Origin of the sequence: Massilia aquatica (genome assembly GCF_011682045.1) — a bacterium.
GTDB classification, from domain to species: domain Bacteria; phylum Pseudomonadota; class Gammaproteobacteria; order Burkholderiales; family Burkholderiaceae_D; genus Telluria_A; species Telluria_A aquatica.
This window is the reverse complement of sequence record NZ_VVIW01000023.1, coordinates 31,107-48,409: the sequence shown is the minus strand read 5'-3', so window position 1 is coordinate 48,409 and position 17,303 is coordinate 31,107. Positions and strand designations below refer to the sequence as shown.

Annotated in this window: 17 protein-coding genes; 7 read left to right on the top strand and 10 right to left on the bottom strand. The window is 59.7% G+C overall.

Annotation, left to right across the window (positions count from 1 at the left end; genetic code table 11):
* Window positions 1–82 precede the first annotated feature (82 nt).
* Window positions 83–517, top strand: a complete 435-nt coding sequence (locus F1609_RS27015; protein ID WP_187363149.1) for a PACE efflux transporter — start codon at window positions 83–85, stop codon at window positions 515–517.
* A 53-nt stretch (window positions 518–570) separates the two neighbouring features.
* Here F1609_RS27015 and F1609_RS27010 read toward each other — a convergent pair whose 3' ends face one another.
* The 3 genes from F1609_RS27010 to F1609_RS27000 all read right to left on the bottom strand — a co-directional run bounded on the left by F1609_RS27010 (window position 571) and on the right by F1609_RS27000 (window position 2,144).
* Entirely contained in the window at window positions 571–816 is a 246-nt protein-coding gene (locus F1609_RS27010) for a hypothetical protein (protein WP_167079861.1), read from the bottom strand.
* Window positions 817–1,036: 220 nt separating this feature from the next.
* Window positions 1,037–1,567: a GNAT family N-acetyltransferase gene (locus F1609_RS27005; RefSeq protein WP_167079860.1), complete on the bottom strand. Its 531-nt coding sequence runs from the start codon at window positions 1,565–1,567 to the stop codon at window positions 1,037–1,039.
* Window positions 1,568–1,571: 4 nt separating this feature from the next.
* Window positions 1,572–2,144 (bottom strand): helix-turn-helix domain-containing protein, encoded by a 573-nt coding sequence (locus tag F1609_RS27000; RefSeq protein ID WP_167079858.1) that lies wholly within the window; start codon window positions 2,142–2,144, stop codon window positions 1,572–1,574.
* Window positions 2,145–2,280: 136 nt separating this feature from the next.
* Here F1609_RS27000 and F1609_RS26995 point away from each other — a divergent pair, with 136 nt between their 5' ends.
* Window positions 2,281–2,739 (top strand): hypothetical protein, encoded by a 459-nt coding sequence (locus F1609_RS26995; RefSeq protein WP_167079856.1) that lies wholly within the window; start codon window positions 2,281–2,283, stop codon window positions 2,737–2,739.
* Between the two features lie 62 nt (window positions 2,740–2,801).
* Here the strand turns inward: F1609_RS26995 and F1609_RS26990 are convergent, their stop codons facing one another.
* From F1609_RS26990 to F1609_RS26960, 7 genes are all read right to left on the bottom strand, one after another.
* On the bottom strand, window positions 2,802–4,889 hold the full coding sequence (locus F1609_RS26990) for a 3-hydroxyacyl-CoA dehydrogenase NAD-binding domain-containing protein (RefSeq protein ID WP_167079854.1): 2,088 nt from the start codon (window positions 4,887–4,889) through the stop codon (window positions 2,802–2,804).
* A 177-nt stretch (window positions 4,890–5,066) separates the two neighbouring features.
* Window positions 5,067–5,771 (bottom strand): ABC transporter ATP-binding protein, encoded by a 705-nt coding sequence (locus F1609_RS26985; protein WP_167079852.1) that lies wholly within the window; start codon window positions 5,769–5,771, stop codon window positions 5,067–5,069.
* Entirely contained in the window at window positions 5,768–6,532 is a 765-nt protein-coding gene (locus F1609_RS26980) for an ABC transporter ATP-binding protein (protein ID WP_167079850.1), read from the bottom strand. The genes F1609_RS26985 and F1609_RS26980 overlap by 4 nt, the downstream gene beginning before the upstream one ends.
* Complete coding sequence (locus tag F1609_RS26975; protein WP_167079848.1) at window positions 6,529–7,806, bottom strand: branched-chain amino acid ABC transporter permease; 1,278 nt, start codon at window positions 7,804–7,806, stop codon at window positions 6,529–6,531. The genes F1609_RS26980 and F1609_RS26975 overlap by 4 nt, the downstream gene beginning before the upstream one ends.
* Complete coding sequence (locus F1609_RS26970) at window positions 7,803–8,747, bottom strand: branched-chain amino acid ABC transporter permease (RefSeq protein WP_167079953.1); 945 nt, start codon at window positions 8,745–8,747, stop codon at window positions 7,803–7,805. The genes F1609_RS26975 and F1609_RS26970 overlap by 4 nt, the downstream gene beginning before the upstream one ends.
* A gap of 168 nt (window positions 8,748–8,915) precedes the next feature.
* Complete coding sequence (locus tag F1609_RS26965; protein WP_167079846.1) at window positions 8,916–10,154, bottom strand: branched-chain amino acid ABC transporter substrate-binding protein; 1,239 nt, start codon at window positions 10,152–10,154, stop codon at window positions 8,916–8,918.
* A 275-nt stretch (window positions 10,155–10,429) separates the two neighbouring features.
* Entirely contained in the window at window positions 10,430–12,082 is a 1,653-nt protein-coding gene (locus F1609_RS26960) for a 3-(methylthio)propionyl-CoA ligase (protein WP_167079844.1), read from the bottom strand.
* Between the two features lie 316 nt (window positions 12,083–12,398).
* On the opposite strand from F1609_RS26960, the gene F1609_RS26955 reads away from it, so the two are divergent.
* From F1609_RS26955 to F1609_RS26935, 5 genes are all read left to right on the top strand, one after another.
* Window positions 12,399–14,150, top strand: a complete 1,752-nt coding sequence (locus tag F1609_RS26955; RefSeq protein WP_167079841.1) for a hypothetical protein — start codon at window positions 12,399–12,401, stop codon at window positions 14,148–14,150.
* Window positions 14,151–14,393: 243 nt separating this feature from the next.
* Window positions 14,394–15,890: a protein adenylyltransferase SelO gene (locus tag F1609_RS26950; RefSeq protein WP_167079839.1), complete on the top strand. Its 1,497-nt coding sequence runs from the start codon at window positions 14,394–14,396 to the stop codon at window positions 15,888–15,890.
* 21 nt (window positions 15,891–15,911) lie between these two features.
* The gene (gene msrB / locus F1609_RS26945) at window positions 15,912–16,319 is read left to right on the top strand and encodes a peptide-methionine (R)-S-oxide reductase MsrB (protein ID WP_167079836.1); all 408 of its coding nucleotides are present in this window, start codon (window positions 15,912–15,914) and stop codon (window positions 16,317–16,319) included.
* Between the two features lie 15 nt (window positions 16,320–16,334).
* Window positions 16,335–16,970 (top strand): septation protein A, encoded by a 636-nt coding sequence (locus F1609_RS26940; RefSeq protein WP_167079834.1) that lies wholly within the window; start codon window positions 16,335–16,337, stop codon window positions 16,968–16,970.
* The gene (locus F1609_RS26935) at window positions 16,967–17,242 is read left to right on the top strand and encodes a BolA family protein (RefSeq protein ID WP_167079832.1); all 276 of its coding nucleotides are present in this window, start codon (window positions 16,967–16,969) and stop codon (window positions 17,240–17,242) included. The genes F1609_RS26940 and F1609_RS26935 overlap by 4 nt, the downstream gene beginning before the upstream one ends.
* Window positions 17,243–17,303: the final 61 nt, after the last annotated feature.

Here is a 17,303-nt window from a genome sequence, read left to right as displayed (position 1 = left end):
CATTTATCGAGTATGCGATCATGCTGCCGAAACGTCAACCGGGTAGTCGGACGACGTCCGTAACGACAAACAAAGGATTTACATGCGCACATTCCGCGATCGCGTCAGACACGCGCTTCTCTTCGAGGCCGTGGCCCTGGCCATCTTCATTCCCGGATCGGCACTCGTGTTCGACCAGCCGATTGCGCACATGGGCGTGATCGGCGTTGCCTCGGCGACCATTGCCACGCTCTGGAATTTTGTATTCAACATGGGATTCGACCGCGCCCTGCTGCGCCTGCGCGGCAGCGTGCATAAAACCATGGCCATCCGGGTCGCCCACACCTTCCTGTTCGAGGCGGGACTGGTGATCATGCTGATCCCGATGATCGCCTGGTACCTGGGAATTGGCCTGTGGGCAGCTTTCTTGATGGATCTGGCGATCGTGACCTTCTACCTGGTCTACGGATTCCTTTTCAACATCGCCTACGACCGCCTGTTTCCCATCAATGCCGTGGCGGTGCCGTGCGCAGCTTGAGGACCGCAAAACAGATAAACGAGCAGGCAAGCGAAAGGGAGGCCTGATGCACTTTAGCGGCCCTCCCAGCGGCTCGTCGCTGGGTCATAGGTAACTCTGCCGCTTCGCCGCAATGCTTGCAACCGCTCATTTAACGTCATGTCGGCGCTCTCAGCTGGCGATGCCCCGGCCCGACGTCGATTGAGGCGCAGCGCTTCATCACGGACAGCAACCACTGCCAATATTTCACGCAGATACAATGGGCGTTTCGCGAGCGCTTCAAGAATCAACGTGTCGATCGTTGAAAAGTCGGTCTTCATAGATGTTGCTCACAAGGTGGTTTTGGGCAGCATTCGTCGTCATTTCAGGGGTCGCAGCGCTATTCACAATTTGATTGGAGCCCCTACTCGACCGTCGGTTTCTGGCTGCGGATTCAATTCGTAGGACTGATGCTTGTGGCCGATCTCTGCCGATTGTACTCGAAGGAGAATTTGGGCAGACCACGTCGGCAGCTCTCGACCCGAAGCCCGCGAGATGTTGTCAGGCGTGCTGCATTCCAATCCTCTTCCAGTACAACAACGTTCCCGTCAGTCCTCCATGGGGCTTGAGTGCGAAGTCGGGGATTTCCCCGGTCAGGGTAAAGCCGTGTTTTTCGTAGAGCCCGGCCGCGCCGCCCTCGCTGGCGGTGTCGAGCACCAGCAGGGTCTTGCCGCGCTCCATCGCAGCGGCTTCGGCCGTCCGCAGCAGGGCCGCCGCGATGCCGCGTCCACGGCAGCGCGGCACAGTCATCATCTTGGCGATCTCGGCGCGGTGCGGCTGGTTGGGCGGGCAGTCGAGCAGCAGGCTCACCGTCGCCACCAGTTGATCATCGTCGAAGGCGCCGAACACGATGCGCTGGCCATCCGCTGCCGCTTGCAGCGCGCGTTCCCAGAAGGACCGGGCTTCCGGGTCGGCCAGCGGGTGCATGAAGCCGACCGAGCCGCCCTGCGCAACGACCTCGGACAGCAGTCCGGCCAGCGTCTCGATCAGGGCCGGGGTGGCGGCCAGCGGATGGATGTGGATCTTGCTCATGCGCTCAGCTCCTTGAAAGAACGACCAGGTAACGGCAGGTGTCCATCCCGTTGTTGGCGATTGTCACCTCGGATGGGGGCCCGAAGCCAAGGCAGTCGCCGCTTTCCAGCAGATGCTGCTCTCCGCCTTCGAGCACGCTCAACGGCCCCGCCTGGACCCAGATCGCCTGGCGGATATTTGCGTACGACGAGGCCGGCAGTACGACGCGCTGGCCGGGCGGCATGTCGATCTGAACGATTTCGACCGGGTGGTCGGGGCGCGCAAAAATTTGCCTGCGCAGGTAAGCGCTATCCGGATCGCGCCACACCGCTTGCTGCGCCTCCCGGATGAGGCGGCTGGCATCGTCATGGCCCTCGGCGCGCAGCAACAGGCCGGCCAGGGTCAGGCCGAAGGCGTTGGCAAGCCGCACCAGAATCACTGCCGTCGGGCTGGTTTCCCCGCGCTCGATCTTGCTGATGGTGGCCTTGGCCACGCCGGACTTGCTTGCCAGCTCCGCCAGCGACCAGCCGCGCGCGTCGCGCTCCAGGCGGACCCTGTGGGCCAGCGCGGTACTCATGCCGTCTTCTAATGTATCCATAAGTCCAATATAATGGACGATCTGAAGAAACGCAAGTATTTGTATCGTCCCGGATTACGGCAAAGGGATTGACCAGCCATGCTGTGCGAAGCACAATCGGATGATGAGTCAACTCGGGAGCCATCATGGGCAATGTATGAACAAAATGACGACATTGATTTCTGCGGTTCTGATTTGTTTTTGTTTCACATCTTGCGGAATCAAAGACGACAATCTGCCGGTGGACAAGCGTACTGCCGTGTTTTGTCATGTCCCGTTTGATGTCGCAACATCGACTGGGATGAAAATATCGAATTTCCCTCGTTCTTGCGCATATGTCGGGGAACTCAGCGTTCAGGATAGAAAATATCTGGAAATACTGAAATTGATCAAAAAGGCCAAGCCGGGGCCATTTTTGGATTTGGGCGTCAGAGTCACCATCACCGTTCCGGATTCCGACATCATCTATATTGACGACGACGGCGGCGTGATCATGGGGGCGACTCAAGTCAGAATGGATCGGTACGGCTTTGCGCAAGTCAAGAGAATAGTCAGAAAGCTTGCCAAGAAAAACGCGCCTTCATTGCCTTCATTGTATTGGAGCGCGGACGAATAAGGCCAATAAAAAAGGCAGCGCCGGAAGACCAGGGCTGCCTTTTTCACAGGGATGACAACCAATCAGCTGTTGAAGCCCTTGCCTTCGGCGGCCAGACGCACCATCAGCGGCGCCGGTTTCCAGGCGTCGCCATGGCGGCCCTTGGCGTATTTCTCCATCGCCATGAGCACATTCGCCAGACCGACCGTGTCGGCGTAGAACATCGGGCCGCCGCGGAACACTGGAAAACCGTAACCGGTCAGGTAGACCATGTCGATATCCGATGCGCGCATGGCAATGCCCTCTTCCAGGATCAGCGCGCCTTCGTTCACCAGCGAGTACACCAGGCGCTCGACGATTTCTTCATCGCTGATCTTGCGGCGCTCGACGCCGATATCGGCCGAGTGCTTGACGATCATGTCGTTCACATCCTGTGATGCATACGCCTTGCGGTCGCCCGCCTTGTAGTCGTACCAGCCGGCACTGGTTTTCTGGCCGTAGCGGCCCATTTCGCACAACAGGTCGGCGGTTTTGGAATACGTGATCTCCGGCGACTCGACATAGCGGCGCTTGCGGATATACCAGCCGATATCGTTGCCGGCCAGGTCGCCCATGCGGAACGGACCCATGGCAAAGCCGAATTTCTCGACCGCTTTATCGACCTGTTCCGGCAAGCAGCCTTCTTCCAGCAAGAAACCGGCCTGGCGGCTGTACTGTTCGATCATGCGGTTGCCGATGAAGCCGTCGCACACGCCCGAGACCACGCCGGTCTTGCGCAGCTTCTTCGACAGCGCCAGGGTGGTGGCCAGCACGTCCTTGCCGGTCTTGGCGCCGCGCACGATTTCGAGCAGCTTCATCACGTTGGCAGGGCTGAAGAAGTGGGTGCCGACCACGTCTTGCGGGCGGCTGGTGAAGTCGGCGATCTTGTTCACGTCCAGGGTCGAGGTGTTCGACGCCAGGATCGCGCCCGGCTTCATGACCGCGTCGAGCTGCTTGAAGACCGATTCCTTCACGCCCATGTCTTCGAACACGGCCTCGACGACAATGTCGGCCTGGGCGATGTCGGCATAGTTCAGGGTGCCGCTGATGAGGCCGACGCGCTGTTCGAACTTCTCTTGCGTCAGCTTGCCCTTCTTCATCGTGTTTTCGTAGTTCTTGCGGATCGTGGCGATGCCTTTGTCGAGCGCTTCCTGCCTGGTTTCGAGCAGGATGACCGGAATGCCGGCGTTCACAAAATTCATCGCGATGCCGCCGCCCATGGTGCCGGCGCCGATGATGGCGGCCTGCTTGATCTCGCGCGTCGGCGTGTCGGCCGGCACATCGGGAATCTTGCTGGCGAGGCGCTCGGCGAAGAAAGCGTGGCGCAAGGACTTCGATTCCGGCGTCTGGATCAGGTGCAGGAAGCGTTCGCGTTCGAACTTGATGCCGTCTTCAAACTTCTTGGTGACCGACGCGGCCACGGTTTCGACGCATTCCAGCGGCGCCGGGAAGGCGCCCGACATGGCCTTGACGGTATTGCGCGAAAATTGCAGGAAGGCTTCGTGATTCGGGTAGTTCACCTTGCGGTCGCGCACGCGCGGCAGCGGACGCACGTCGGCCACTTTGTTGGCAAAGGCCACGGCGGCCTCGATCAGGTTGGCGTCGGAGGCGAAGACTTCGTCGAACAGCGCGGTACCGGCGAATTTTTCCGACAGCACCGGGGTGCCGGAGACGATCATGTTCAGGGCCATTTCCAGACCGACCACGCGCGGCAGGCGCTGGGTGCCACCGGCGCCTGGCAAGAGGCCCAGCTTGACTTCGGGCAATGCGATTTGTGCGCCCGGCATGGCGACGCGGTAGTTGCAGCCAAGGGCCAGTTCAAGGCCGCCGCCCATGCAGACCGTGTGGATCGCGGCGATGACCGGCTTGGTCGAGCTTTCGGCGACCTGGATCAGGGAATGCAGGGAGGGTTCGGTGAGGGCCTTGGGCGAATTGAATTCCTTGATATCGGCGCCCCCGGAAAACGCCTTGCCGGCGCCGGTGATGACGATCGCCTTGACGGCGTCGTCCGCAAGCGCGCGGCGGATGCCGGCGACCGCGGCGGTACGCGTCTCAAGACCCAGTCCATTGACCGGTGGATTGTTCAGTGTGATGACGGCAACGCTGCCATTGACCAGGTATTCGGCGCTCATGTCTCTTCCTTTGTTAGTGGGTTTTGCAGTCTTCGACTATACATCATAATAGAACGGTCGTATTATTTTTTGTGATACGGATGACGGGTAAGATGTGACGATCCCGATGATGGGGGCGTGCTATGGATTCCCGCCTGCGCGGGAACCCATAGCACGCTAGATCCGCCATCCAATTGCCTACACCTCCAACCACTCCTTGCGTACCGCCGCATCCGCCTTCAACTCCTGCGGCGTGCCCTCGAACACAATCGCCCCATGCCCCATCACATATACCCGCTGCGAAATCTCCAGCGCAATAGCCAGTTTCTGCTCCACCAGCAGCACCGAAATCCCCTTCTCTTTCAGCGCCAATAAATACTCCGCCACCAGCGCCACGATCTTCGGCGCCAGGCCCTCGGTCGGCTCATCGATCATGATCAGGTCCGGGTCGCCCATCAGACTCCTGCACAGGGTCAGCATCTGCTGTTCCCCGCCCGATAAAAACCCGGCCGCCACGGTACGCCGTTCCAGCAAGCGCGGAAACATCTTGTACATGTCGTCGAGCGACCAGCGCCCCGCCACCCCGGTCTTTTTCTGCCCCAGGATCAGATTCTGCTCCACCGTCAAGGTGGGAAAAATATCGCGATTCTCCGGTACATACGCCAACCCCTTATGCGCGATCTGGAACGCCTTCAAGCCCAGCACTTCCTCGCCCTTGAACAGCACCGAACCGGTCGCATTCACCTGCCCCATCACCGCCTTGACCAGGGTCGAACGCCCCACCCCATTGCGCCCCAGCAGAGATACAATCTCGCCCTTGCCGATCTGCAGATCGACCCCGTGCAGGATATGTCCCTTGCCATAAAACGCGTGCAGGTCTTTAATCTCCAGAATGGCGCTCATGCGGCTTCCTCGCTGGCGTCGTTGCCCAGGTAGGCCGCCTGCACCGCCGCATTCGAGCGGATATTGGCCGGCGTATCGCAGGCGATGACCTCGCCATACACCAGCACCGCGATTTTATCGGCCAGCCCGAATACCACGCTCATATCGTGCTCCACCATTACCAGCGATTTGCCCACCGTGACCTTGCGGATCAATTCGACCGCCGCATCCGACTCGGACCGGCTCATGCCGGCGGTGGGCTCGTCGAGCAAAATCACATCGGCCCCACCGGCAATGGTGATGCCGATTTCCAGTGCGCGCTGTTCGGCATAGGTCAGCACCCCGGCCAGCACCTTGCGCTGGCGCTGCATGCCGATCTGCTCCAATACTTCTTCGGCGCGCTCGTGGGCGTCGCGCAAGCCGTTCAAACGCTGCCAGAACGCGTATTTGTAACCGAGCGACCACAGTACCGCGCAGCGCAGGTTTTCGTATACCGACAGCTTGTCGAACAGATTACTGATCTGGAAGCTGCGCGATAATCCCAGGCGGTTGATTTCAAACGGCCGCAAGCCGCTGATACTGTTCCCATTGAGGCAAATATCGCCCGAGGTAATATTGAAGCGCCCCGACACCAGGTTGAACAGGGTCGATTTACCCGCCCCGTTCGGCCCGATCACGGCGCAGCGCTCGCCTTTGTGCACGGTCAGGCTGGCGCCCCGGATGATTTCGGAACGGCCAAAACTCTTGCGCACATCTTTCAATTCAAGTGCGGCGGTCGTCATGCGACACCTCCGCGCTGTTGGGCCACGATTTCTGCATTCACATCACTCCAGACTGCGTAATATCCCGGCTGGAAGCGCCGGTAGCCAACAATGCCCGCCAGCAGGAACGCGCCGGCCACCAGCCACGGCGCGGCCGATTTGGTGTCGATTTCATGCCCGAAACGGGTCATGACGCTGCCGTTGGCGGCGTCCAGGGTCAGGTGATACAACATCTCGATGCCCATCACCAAGCCCACCAGTCCGACCAGCGCGCAGGCGCTGACCGCCAGCAAGGGCTTGCCGATGCGCCCGAACTTGCGCGCTCCGGCCACCCGCAGCAGCAGCAAAATCAGGCTCGACAGCCCCGCCGGCGCATAGCGCACCAGCAAGATGAAGAACAGGCCCAGATACAGCTGCCAGGCCGGCGTGAAGTCCGACAGCATCACCGAAAAGAACACCCCGACGATGGTGCCGAGCAAGGGACCGAAGAAGAAGCCAATCCCGCCGATGAACACGAACAGCAAGATGCTGCCCGAGCGGATCGCGCTGACGTTCTCGGCGCTGACGATCTCGAAGTTGATCGCCGACAGCCCGCCCGAAATGCCGGCGAAGAAGGCGGACAGGATCAGGGTCAGGTAGCGCACCGACTGCGTGTCGTAGCCGATGAATTCGACCCGTTCCGGATTGTCGCGCACGGCATTGGCCATACGCCCGAGCGGCGTTTGCGTGAAGGCGAACATGGCAACGGTACTGATGAACAGCCAGACGGCGATCAGGTAATACACCTGCACCTGCGGCCCGTAGGTGACGCCCATGAAGGCCTGGCCGCGCACGCGGTTGGTGGTGATGCCGCCTTCGCCGCCAAAAAAGCCAGGGAACATCAGCGAGCAGGCAAACACCAGTTCGACCAGGCCGAGCGTGATCATGGCAAACGTGGTGCCGGATTTTTTGGTCGTCACGTAGCCGAACAGCACGCCGAAGCCCATGCCGGCCACGCCGCCCACCAGCGGAATGAGCGAGGTCGGCACAGCCGCGCCGAGGCCGCTGCTGTTCATGGCATGGATGGCAAAGAAGGCGCCCAGGCCGGAATAGACGGCGTGGCCGAACGACAGCATGCCGCCTTGCCCGAGCAGCATGTTGTAGGACAGGCCGAAAATCATGACCGTGCCGATCTGCGACAGGATCGACAGCGCCGAGCCTTTGCTGAAAATGAGCGGAGCGAGCAGCAGGATCAGCGCAAAGCCGCCCCACACGAGGTAGCGGGCCAGGTTCATTGGAGTGTAAGTGAGCCTCATTCGCGCGTCCCCATCAAGCCTTTCGGGCGGAAAATCAGGATCAGCACCAGCAGCAGGAACGGCAGGATGGCCGCGCTTTGCGAGATGGTGAGTTTGAGCACCTCGTAGCCGGGCGTTTCCATGGTGATATTGGCGCCGAGGCCGTTGAACACGCTCATCAGCGAATAGTCGAGCGCCACCGCGAAGGTTTGCAGCACGCCGATCAGGATCGAGGCATAAAAGGCGCCGGCGAGCGAACCCATGCCGCCGACCACGACCACCACGAAGATGATGCTGCCGACCGTGGCCGCCATGCCCGGTTCAGTCACGAAGGCGTTGCCGCCGATCACGCCCGCCAGCCCGGCCAGTGCGCAGCCGCCGCCGAACACCCACATGAAGATGCGCGGCACGTTATGGCCGAGCGCCTCGACCGCATCCGGATGGCTGAGCGCCGCCTGGATCACCAGTCCGACCCGGGTACGCGTGAGCACCAGGTAAATACCGGCCAGCATCGATAGCGCGACCAGCATCATGAAACCGCGGTACATCGGAAAACTGGTCGAAAACAGGGTGAACAGCGGACCGTCGAGTTCCTTGGGGATCGGATACGGCACCGCCGCCCTGCCCCAGATCAGCTGGACCAGTTCTACCACCAGGAAGGACAGGCCGAAGGTGAACAGCAGTTCGGGGATGTGGCCGAATTTGTGTAGCGGACGCAGGCCGTAGCGCTCGACCAGCGCCCCGATCAGGCCGACCGCGACGGGCGCGAGGACCAGCGCCGGCCAGAATCCGAGCACGCTGCTGATGGTGTAGGCGATGTAGGCGCCGAGCATGTAGAAACTGGCGTGCGCAAAGTTGAGCACGCCCATCATGCTGAAGATGAGGGTCAGTCCGGACGAGAGCATGAACAGCAGCAGTCCGTAACTGATCCCGTTCAGCAGAGTGAACAGGGTAAATTCCATAGGTGTGATCAGGTTGGGTGGACGTGCGTGCTCCACCGTGGTCGAAAACGCGAAGGTGGTGGACACGCGCGCCGCAACTCCCGGCGCCAGGCCCGTCCACCCTGCAGTCTTACCGGGACAGCAGCGCCGGCTTGTGGCCAGGCGGCATGTCCCGCAGCCATGGCAGCGTTATGCGCCCGGCCGCTTCATCTGGCAGGAAGTCGGCTGGTTCGCCAGGTAGGCGTCGATCTTCTTGTCCATTCTCCAGCCGTAGCCGGTATTTTCCTGATCGTACTTGATGTCCTTGCCGTTGGTCTTGGTCCAGGTGCCGATGTAGAGCGGCTGCTGCAACTGGTGGTCGACCTTGTTCATCATGACTTCGCCGTTGACGCTGTTGAACTTGGCGCCTTCCATGGCGAACGCCACTTTGACCGGGTCGGTGGTCTTGGCGGCCTTGATCGCCTGGGACAGCATGCCGATGGCGCTGTGGGTCTGGGCGGCGTAGTAATCGTCGTTGTACTTCTTCTTGAACGCTTCGACGATCTCTTTGCCGGCGAATTTGTCGTTGTTGACCATCCAGTTGCCGACGATCTTGACGCGGTCGGCGCCGGCCGCGCCCATGGCGGTCGGTACGCCCGTGGTCACGCCGTAATAGGTATAGAAATTGGCCTTGAGGTCGGCATCCTTGGCGGCGCGGATCAAGAGGGCCAGGTCGGCGCCCCAGTTGCCGGTGATGACGGTATCGGCGCCGGAAGCCTTGATCTTGGCGATGTAGGGCGAAAAATCCTTGACCTGGGCGATCGGGTGCAGGTCGTCGCCGGCGATCTTGATGTCCGGCCGCTTGCGCTTCAGGTATTCCTTGGCCGAACGGCTGACGGCCTGGCCGAAGGCATAGTTCTGGCCGATGATGTAGACGCTCTTGATGTCCTTGTTGGGCGCCATGTAGGTGGTCAGCGCCTCCATTTTCATGTCGGAATTGGCGTCGAAGCGGAAGTGCCAGAAGCTGCACTTGCTGTTGGTCATGTCCGGGTCGATGGCGGCGTAGTTGAGGAACACGACTTCCTTGCCGGGATTGCGCTCGTTGTGCTTGTTGATCGCGTCGAGCAGGGCCAGGCCCACGCCGGAGCCGGAGCCCTGGGTGATGTAGCGGTAACCCTGGTCGATGACGGTTTTGAGCAGGGTGAGCGATTCCTGCGGGCTGGCCTTGTTGTCGAAGCCGACCACCTCGATCTTGTGCTCGCCGGCCCATTTTTGCTGGGTCGCCATGTCGGCGATCAGCTGGAAGCTTTTGAGCTGGTTCTGCCCGACCGGCGCAAAGGGCCCCGATAGAGGGTCGATGTAGGCAATTTTCACGGTGTCGGCGTGGGCCGACACCGACAGCAATGCAAACGAAACAGCCAGTGTCAACGGGCGAATAGTCTTGATCATGCGTCTCCATCCTTCTCTATTGTCTATGCGGGTCTGATGCCCTTGCAGCGAGTGCTGCCCATCCTGATGCTGAAAACCTCTTCTTTAACGTTGGTCGTACGGCTGTGCTTGCTAAGGCCCGTCGTCCCCGCGTAGGCGGGGATCCATAGCACCTGTGTTCAAAGGCGGCATGGATTCCCGCCGAGGGCCGCCTTGGCGCGGGAAAGACGGTTTTGAGTTTCGTGGTCAACGATACTCCGAGGATAACGAAACAATTTCTTAACCAGGCGTCCCACTCAAACCACCGGCAACTGATGCGCCTTGAACTGATCGCGCAGCTTGTTCTTCTGAATCTTGCCGGTCGCGCCCATCGGCAGCGCCTCGATGAACACCACATCGTCCGGCATCCAGAATTTGGCGATCTTGCCTTCAAAAAACGCCAGCATCTCCTCCTTCGTCACGTCCATCCCCGGACGTTTGACCACCAATAACAACGGACGTTCATCCCATTTTGGATGCGCAATGCCGATGCAGGCCGCCTGCAGCACGGCAGGATGCGACATGGCGATATTTTCCAGGTCGATCGTGCCGATCCACTCGCCGCCGGACTTGATCACATCCTTGCTGCGGTCGGTAATCTGCATGTAGCCGTCGGCATCGATGGTGGCCACGTCGCCGGTCGGAAACCAGCCATCCTGGAGCACGTCGCCGCCCTCATTCTTGAAGTAGCTCTTGACGATCCACGGCCCTTTGACCAGCAAATGGCCGTAAGTACTGCCATCCCACGGCAATTCGGTACCCGCGTCGTCGACGATTTTCATGTCCACACCGTAAATCGCGTGTCCCTGCTTCTGCAAGATCTTGCGCTGCGCCTCTTTTGGCAAGGCCAGGTGCTTGGTCTGCAAGCCGCCGGCCGTTCCCAGCGGCGACATTTCGGTCATGCCCCAGGCGTGGATGACCTCGACATTGAACTTGTCGATCAGGGTATCCATCATCGCCGGCGGGCAGGCCGAGCCCCCGATCACGGTACGGCGGAACGTGGAAAACTGCAGTTGATTCTGGAGCGCGTAGTTGACCAGGCCCAGCCACACGGTCGGCACGCCGGCCGAGAAGGTGACCTTTTCCGCCTCGAACAGGTCGTACAGCGACTTGCCATCCAGCGCCGCGCCCGGATACACCATCTTCGCGCCCGACAGCAGCACCGAATACGGCAAGCCCCAGGCGTTAACGTGGAACATCGGCACGACCGGCAGCACGGTGTCGGCCGAGGACACGTTGAGCGCATTCGGCATCGCGGAACCATACGCGTGCAGCACGGTCGAACGGTGTGAGTACAGCGCGCCCTTGGGGTTGCCGGTGGTGCCTGAGGTGTAGCACAGCGAGGCGGCCGAGTTTTCATCGAACAGCGGCCAGGCGTAATCGGCCGAGCTGCTCGAAATCAAGTCTTCATAGCACAGCAACTGGGGAATTTTCGTTTCGGCGGGCATGTGCTCGCGCCCGGCCATCAGAATGAACGCCTTGACCGTCTTGCAGTGCGCGGCCACGGCCTCGATCAGCGGCAGGAAGGTGATATCGAAGAACAGGTACTGGTCTTCGGCGTGATTGGCGATATAGGCGATCTGTTCCGGGTGCAGGCGCGGGTTGATCGTATGCAGCACGGCGCCCGATCCGGACACCGCGTAATACAGTTCCATGTGGCGGTAGCCGTTCCAGGCCAGGGTGGCGACACGGTCGCCGAGCTTGACGCCGAGCTTGGTGAGCGCATTGGCCATCTGGCGCGCGCGCTGGTGGCAGTCGCTGTAAGTGTAGCGGTGGATATCGCCTTCAACCCGGCGCGAAACGATTTCTGTGTTGCCGTAGTGCCTTGCCGCGAATTCGATAATGCTGGAGATGAGCAATGGCTGGTCCATCATTTGCCCCATCAGTGGGCTCATCGGGTAAGACGTCATCAATACTCCTGTCATCGCATTGCGGCTGCGCCATGGCAGCCGTGGACTCAGTTTCGTACGACCGTGCTAAAACAGTCAATCATTTTCGATGGTGCAGTGCATCCAGACCGGATGGTCCAGTTGGCAATGGAAGGAGTGTCTGCCTTTGCTGCCCTACGTTCCATCAGTCCGTCAAGACCACTGTCAGACGAGGAAACGAGAAGAAGTTTGTGATCACATTACTCCGCTCCTACCAGGAGCGCAGCCTGTAGCGAGGTCGCTGTAAGATTACTTGTCCCAGGTTGTAACTCAACGTCCTGAAAACAATGAGGAAAACATGCTCGTTCAAATGGATCCCGCCCATCTCTCCAAATGGGCGCATCAAGAATTACTCAATTTCCTGCGTCGACCATTCTCGGAGCAGAGCTGTTTGCTCGTTGAGCGTGAATTACCCCACATTGCGCCGATGTATCGTGCCATCGCCGCCTCCAAGGCATTGTGGGAGGCGGCAGCGATTCCTTCGCAAGTTGAAAACCCAACCCGCATCTTCATGCCGGTAAAGTCTATCCATGCGAGAAATATTCCCTTGTTACCTATAGCATTGCTCGGTACTCAAGTGCGGCTGCTGCAAGAAGACATCCGCGATTACTCTGAGCTGCTGTGGAAGCATCGGGGTGATAAAGTTGTCGATACGCTAGGGTCTGCGGAGACAATGCGCGCCATCCAGGCAAGATCTTTTCATGAGGCCACGTTTCTGGCACTCCTAGGCTATTTTAATGTGCAAACGTTCCACTCCCTGATTGAATTCGGTCTCACCCCTCTTGGGGAAGAATGCATGCATGACCGGGTCATCAGTGTGATCATGCAAGAACAGACCGAGAATGCCTTCACATTGGATGTACTATCAATGATGCGTGCGCTTCATCAAAGCTGCCCTGCGAGCCGATCTTGCGTAATTGAATTAGTCACCACGCAGCAACTTGATATGCTTGAGGCCCGGTTGCTGGATACCTTCTTTTCTTTGAGTTCACTAATGCAAGTGGACCCGAAGGTCGCGCATGATATCGGACGTGCGAAAAAGTTCTGCCGCTGGATCGCCGCCCTGCATATCATTCGTCTTGCTGAGCAGGAAGCGCTCTACCCGACGCCGATGCTGATAAAACGGCTCGGGCTTGACTTGCAGCTGATAGAGCATGTACTCAACGAGCGCCGTCCTGCGCTTGAATCTGACAAAGGCATTTTCCGGACGTCCTCTGGAGGTTTAACGCTAGGAACCACTGCCCTTGGTCATGCAATAAACTGCTGCAAAGCCGCCGTGATATCCGACTCCGAGGCTGAGCGACTGGGCTGCCAATTTGAAGAACATATATTCAGGTACGTGAGCGAGCGGGTGCCGTCTACCGACTACATTATCAGGCGCGGTGTAGATCAAAGCAGGAAAGACACAGGACGTAACTTTGACTGCGACCTCATACTCTTCGAGCCTGGACGAAAACAGATCTTCTTTCTGCAAATTAAATGGAAGCGTGACGGGAGAACGGCAAATCTCGATGATGAGATGAAGAATTGGAGAGGACGTAACTGGGCGATGAGTCATGGAGTCTCTCAGATAGCGGGATTTAGGGAGCGGCTGTCCGAACGAGGTGTACTTGACCAAGTCTTGGGGCGACTAAAAGGACTACGGCTATCAGAGCAACATATTCTCGCGAACTCCCATTTCGTAGTGATCCACACATCCCCGCATTTCAGTCCGTATATGATTGACAACATCTTGATATACGAATGGAATCTGTTCAGGAATCTGCTGCTTCGAGGGGCCATTGATCTCACACGCGTGTCCGCCGACAGAGAGAGCGAGCCAGCACAGCGGCCAAGCGACGGGCTGCAAGGTCTGCTCCCGCTTGAAGATGCCAAGTGCATAGGAAAATACTACATTGCCACGGCTGGAGTCGACAGTGAAATCGCCCCGGCGCTCTTGCGAGACCGAATCGACGCGCGGTACGGATTTGACCTGCGTCGACCAAACATGCCGTTTTGGAGGCGTTTCATTGGCAGCCCGAAGATCAGGATCGTCCGCCCGTATACCTGATCGTCGACGGCAGCAGATGCGCCGTGGCTGGGCCTTATGCCGGGAAGGCGCGGTTTAGCCATGTCGCGCCTAAGAGTCCGGCACATTGCCGAGCCAGGCATGGCCGGCGCATTGGCGCGGCAAGCCATTCCTGCTTCTTCAATGGCTTGCGAGAACGAGCCACACGCCACACGCCATGCTGAATGATCGGGCAGGCGCGTATGCCAGCGGCCAAAAAACAGCCGGTACGGTAGAATTCCGCTATTGTTTTCACCCCTTACCGCGACTGGATTTGCCATTAACGTCGATGACTTGCCGCTGGACAATTCGTTTGCCGAATTGCCTCCCGCTTACTACACCCGGCTGATGCCCACGCCGCTGCCTGCGCCCTATTTCGTGGCCGCCAGCGCGCGCGCCGCTGCCCTGGTCAACCTCGACCCGGCCTTGCTGGCGCAGGACGGTTTTGTGGCCACCTTTACCGGCAACCACGTCCCGCCGCGCGCCAAGCCGCTCGCCGCCGTCTATTCCGGCCACCAGTTCGGCGTGTGGGCCGGACAGCTCGGCGACGGCCGCGCCATCCTGCTCGGCCAGCTCGACGGTCCGCACGGCCCGATGGAACTGCAACTCAAGGGCGCCGGTAAAACGCCGTACTCGCGCATGGGCGACGGGCGCGCCGTGCTGCGTTCGTCGATCCGCGAATTCCTGTGCTCCGAAGCCATGGCCGCGCTGGGCATTCCCACCACGCGCGCGCTGATGGTCACCGGCTCCGACCAGGGCATCCTGCGCGAAACGGTCGAAAGCGCCGCCGTGGTCACGCGCATGGCGCCCAGCTTCGTGCGCTTCGGCTCGTTCGAGCACTGGTCCTCGCGCGACAAGCCCGAGGAACTGCGCATCCTGGCCGATTACGTCATCGCCACTTTCTACCCGGAACTGGCCGGCGCGCCCAATCCCTACCGGGCGCTGCTGGAAGAAGTCACGCGCCGCACTGCGGTCATGATTGCGCATTGGCAAGCCGTCGGCTTCATGCACGGCGTGATGAACACCGACAATATGTCGATCCTCGGCCTCACGCTCGACTACGGCCCGTTCGGCTTCATGGACGCCTTCGATTCCGAGCACATCTGCAACCACACCGACCAGCAGGGGCGTTATTCCTACGCCAACCAGCCGCAGGTGGGTCACTGGAATTGCTACGCGCTGGCGCAGGCGCTGCTGCCGCTGATCGGCAGCGTGGAAGAAGCGCAGGATGCGCTGGAGGTGTACCAGCCTGCATTCGCCAGCAAGATCGACGAGCTGCTGCGCGCCAAGCTGGGCCTGACAACGGTGCAAGAAGACGACGCGCAACTGTTCGATGCCATGTTCACCCTGATGCATGCCAATCACGCCGACTTTACCTTGTTCTTCCGCCGGCTCGGCGCCCTGCGCCTGGACGCGCCGGAGCACGACGCGCAGCTGCGGGACATGTTCATCGCGCGCGAAGATTTCGACGCCTGGGCGGTGCGCTACCGCGCCCGCCTGCGCCTGGAAAACAGCATTGACGGCGAACGCAAGCTTGCAATGGACAAGGTCAACCCAAAGTATGTATTGCGCAATTACCTGGCCCAGGCGGCCATCGAAAAAGCGCAGAACAAGGATTTCTCCGAAGTGGCGCGGCTGCTGGCCGTGCTGGAGCATCCATTCGACGAACAACCCCACAACGAACAGTACGCCGTGTTGCCGCCCGACTGGGCGAGCCATCTGGCAGTGAGCTGCTCGTCCTGAACTTCCCTGAAAGAGTCCACCATGTCCGATAACGATAGCAAACGCGTCACCAAAACCGACACCGAATGGCGTGCCATGCTCGAGCCGATGGAATACGAGGTCACGCGCCACGCGGCCACCGAACGCGCCTTCACCGGCAAATTCTGGGACCACCACGAGCGCGGCATCTACACCTGCGTGTGCTGCGAGACGCCGCTGTTCGCCTCCGACGCCAAGTTCGATTCCGGCTGCGGCTGGCCCAGCTACTTCACGGCGCTCGATCCGGCCAATGTGATCGAAAAAACCGACCGCACGCATGGTATGCTGCGCACCGAGATTATTTGCGCGGTCTGTGACGCGCATCTCGGCCACGTGTTTCCGGACGGCCCACCGCCGACCGGATTGCGTTATTGCATCAATTCCGCGTCGCTGCGCTTCGACCCAACCTGATCAACGAATAACAATATGAAATTTCTGTTCGACTTTTTCCCCATCCTGCTGTTCTTCGGCGTCTTTAAAGTTGCCGAGATGTATGAGCAGACCTCGTTCGCCATCGCCACCAAATTCTTGGGCGGACTCGTCGCAGGTGGGAGCATCAAGCCGGACCAGGCGCCGATCATGATCGCCACGGTGGTCGCGATCGTCGCCACCACCTGTCAACTGGTCTACCTCAAGCTGCGCGGGCGCAAGATCGACGCCATGCTGTGGGTCTCCTTCCTGATCATCACGGTGTTCGGCAGCATGACCATCTACTTCCACGACGATGTGTTCATCAAGTGGAAACCGACCATCATCTACTGGATCTTCGCGCTGGTCATGGGCGTGATGCAGTTCGGCTTCGGCAAGAACCTGATGCGCCAGGCCATGGAAGCGCAGATCAAGCTGCCCGAGCCGGTATGGCGAAACGTCGGGCTGGCGTGGATGGTGTTCTTCTTTGCGCTGGGCGTGATCAACCTGGTCGCCGCGTTCGTGATTTTCAAGGGCAATACCAGCGGCTGGGTCAGCTTCAAGCTGTTCGGCATCAACGGCCTGCTGTTCGTGTTCATCATCGTGCAGACGCTGATGCTGTCGAAATATATTGAAGCGGAGGAACAGGCATGAACCAGGCAACCCGTCCCGAGCGCATCCGCGCCCAACTGACCGCCGCACTGGCGCCGAGCGTGCTCGAACTGACCGACGAATCGGCCTTGCATGCAGGCCACGCCGGGGCCGCTTCGGGAGGCAGCCACTTCCGTTTGAAGATCGTTTCAGAGCGTTTCGAGGGGCTCAGGCTCGTCATGCGACATCGACTCGTGTATGATTCCGTGCACGATATGATGCACAATGAGATACACGCACTGGCCATCACCGCGCTGGCGCCGTCCGAGCTGTGAACCGTGCGCTTTCAGAGCGCTTTAAGAAATCTGTCCGACAATTGAACGTAAAGTAAAAAAA